The organism is Paenibacillus sp. P22, assembly GCF_000469945.2.
Lineage (GTDB): Bacteria > Bacillota > Bacilli > Paenibacillales > Paenibacillaceae > Paenibacillus_O > Paenibacillus_O humicus.
In genome coordinates this window covers 1-3,185 of record NZ_CBRA020000297.1, presented here as the reverse complement: position 1 = coordinate 3,185, position 3,185 = coordinate 1, and the positions used below count along the sequence as shown (strand labels likewise).

At 64.7% G+C, this 3,185-nt stretch carries 1 protein-coding gene; it reads left to right on the top strand.

Features of this window, described 5'->3' with window-relative positions; genetic code table 11:
* Positions 1-75: 75 nt before the first annotated feature.
* A partial coding sequence (locus tag BN871_RS26070; RefSeq protein ID WP_157060403.1) for a glycosyl hydrolase family 28-related protein occupies positions 76-3,185 on the top strand: 3,110 nt, incomplete at its 3' end.

Below are 3,185 nucleotides of genomic sequence, written 5' to 3'. Positions count from 1 at the left end.
GAAGCCGAATTCGACGTCGTTTCGCTGGATAGCCGCATTTCGGATAAGCTGCCTTGCAGGCAGCTTCAGGTAGACATGAAGAAATGGGAATTCATCCCGGTGAAGGCAAGCGAGACCGGCACGGGAGGCGGCGCTCCGGCACAGCTGCCCGACGGGGCGATCCGCTTGACGAGCAAGTCCGGAGGAGCGGCTCTTTACGAGAATGCCGGCGGCATCGTGCTTTACGGCAATCTGGATGCCAAGGACCTGCGCTCGCATTGGTCGGTGAAGGAAAGGGCCGAAGGAGGCGTATCGATCGTCAATGAAGCCACCGGCCGCGAGCTCTCCTGGCTGCCGGGCGTGAGCTATCTCGGCACCGTTCCTGCAGTCGGATCGGGATCGAATGCGGCATGGGCGCTCGAAAGCGCGCCGGCCGCCGGAGCGGTTCTGCTGCGCAGCCTCGCCGAGGGCCATGAGGATGAATACGCGCAGATTGCGGACGGACTCGGCTATGCCCAGCTGGATCTGCGCTCCATCGACAACGGAGCCGTCCAATGGGTTGCGGCGGAAGCGCCCGAGGGAGGATACATCCCGGCGGTCCAGGATACGGTCGGCAGCGGCATGACGCCGTCGGCGCCGCATTCGGGATTGTACCGGCTGCAAAACTCGGCCGCCGGCTCGCTCCTGGCGATGAACGGCGATGAGTTGGCGCTGTCCGGCGGAGATGCCCGCAGCAAGAGCGCGCTTTGGAGAATGGAAGACCGGAACGGGCGGCTGCTGCTCCGGAATGAAGCCACCGGCAGCTACCTGCTGCGTGACGGTGACGGAAGCACTGTCTCGGCGGGAGAGGCGGGCCCGGCAGCCGAGTGGACGCAGGATAAGCAGTCCGGCTTGCTCATTCTGGCGGAGCCGGGCGGCAGCCGCGTGCTGTCAGCCGCCTCCGGCCATGCGGCGCTTGCCGAGCGTGACACGGCGGGCGGTTCAGGCCGCTGGAAGCTGCTTGAAGCCGCAGGCGATGTCGTTTATGAAGCGGAAAAAGGCTTTGTCTCCGGCGGAGCGGGCGTTCATGCCGATGCGCCCGGTTATGCCGGCCGCGGGTATGTATCCGGCTGGAAGGATGCTGCCGACCGCCTGATCCTGTCCGTTCAAGCGCAGGCCGCAGGCCTGTATGAAGCGGATTGGACCGCCGGGGTGCTGGCGGGCGGGGATGCAGGCAGTCTGTCTCTCTATGTCAACGGCCTGCCGCAAGGCAAGCTGGGTGCGGCCGCCGGCGCTGGCAATGGAATGTGGAGGACAATACCGGCGAAGCTGAAGCTGCGGGCAGGCTACAATTCCGTGGAGCTGCGCAAGTCCGGGGACGACGCGGGCGGCCTGCTGGTGGACCGGCTGCTCGTTCATGGCGCGGTCAGCCGCGATTATCGCGGAGCGACTCTTCCTTATACGACCTATGAAGCCGAAGACGGAACGACGACCGGCACGGTGCTCGGTCCAGACCGGACGTACATGACGCTTGCTTCCGAAGCGTCCGGCAGAAAGGCCGTCAAGCTGGATTCTTCCGGCCAGTACGTGGAATTCAAGCTTGCGGAACCGGCGAGCTACATGTCCTTGCGCTACAGCATTCCGGACAGCGCGGACGGCAGCGGCCAGCAGGCGACGCTGAGCTATTCGGTGGACGGAACCCCGGGCGGCAAGCTGGAGCTTTCCAGCCGCCACGCCTGGGTATACGGCAAGTATCCATGGTCCAACAATCCCGAGGACGGAGATCCTCACCGTTTTTACGACGAGACGCAGCTGGACTTCGGGCGCACGCTGCCGGCGGGTAGCGTCCTGAGGCTGGAAAAGCAGGCTTCCGACGCAGCCGCGTATTATGTTCTCGATTCGGCGGATCTGGAGCTGGCCCCGGCTGCATACGCCATGCCGGAAGGATTTCTCTCCGTGACGGACTTCGGCGCAGCGCCGAACGACGGCAAGAGCGACTACACCGCGTTTCTGGATGCCGTCAAGGCCGCCAAGGCGGCGGGAAAGGGAGTCTGGGTGCCGCAGGGCATGTTCCGGCTCGATTCGCCGCTGGAGGTGCAGGGAATCGCAATCCGCGGCGCGGGCATGTGGCATACGACCATCGAAGGCGCAGGCTTCATGGGCACGGGAGGCGGAATCGGCGTGTACGATCTCAAGATCGACGTCGGCGTGACCGGACGGCATGACGAGCTGCGCGAGGCGGCTTTTGACGGAACGTTCGGCAAAGGCTCCACAATTCAAGGCGTATGGGTCGAGCATGCCAAAGCCGGCATCTGGTCGGTCCGCAGCGACGACGAAGACGGCGGCATCGCGACCGACGGTCTGTACGCCGCAGGCATGCGCATCCGGGATACGTATGCGGACGGCATCAACTTCTCGACGGGAACCGCCAACTCCATGGCGGAGCAGAATGCGATCCGCAATACGGGCGACGACTCCATCGCGATCTGGTCGTCGCAGCCGGACGGAGTAAGCGCGGACGACGCGCGGGCTTCGGGCAACACGATCCGCTTCAACACCGTCCAGCTTCCATGGCTGGCGGACAATGTCGCCATATTCGGCGGCAGCGACAACAAGGTGCAGGACAACATCCTGTCCGATACGGTCGGATTCGGCGCCGGCATCGCGGTGTCGACGCGCTTCAATCCTGTCGCCTTCGGCGGCAGGACGGTCGTGGAGCGCAATACGCTGATCCGTACCGGCGGCCATGAGTTCAACTGGAACCAGGACTTCGGCGCGATCTGGCTGTTCACCGGCGACAAGCCGATCGATGCCGATATCGATCTTCTCGATAATACCGTTCTGGACAGCACATTCCAGGGGCTGTACATCAACGGCGCGTATCCGTTCAACGCCAGCGGCCAGCATCGCATTCTCATCCGCAATCTGGTGCTGGACGGAATGGGCACTTGGGGCATTCACGCGGGCAGCGGCATCAGCGGCTCCGTCCAGCTGGATCAGCTGCAGCTCCGAGGCGCCAAGGTCGGACCGTTCTTCAACGCTTCCGGCAGCGCGTTCCAGCTGGCGCTGACGGAGCAGGCGCCGCCGGCGGCCGTGCTGCCGGTGGACGGATACCATACCGGCGAAGGCTTGACCTGGGACAGCCAGCCGGATCCGGGAACGGGTTCGCCAACGCCGACGCCGAGCAAGCACGGCGTCGCCGACGCCGGCACCGACAGGCGCGGCAA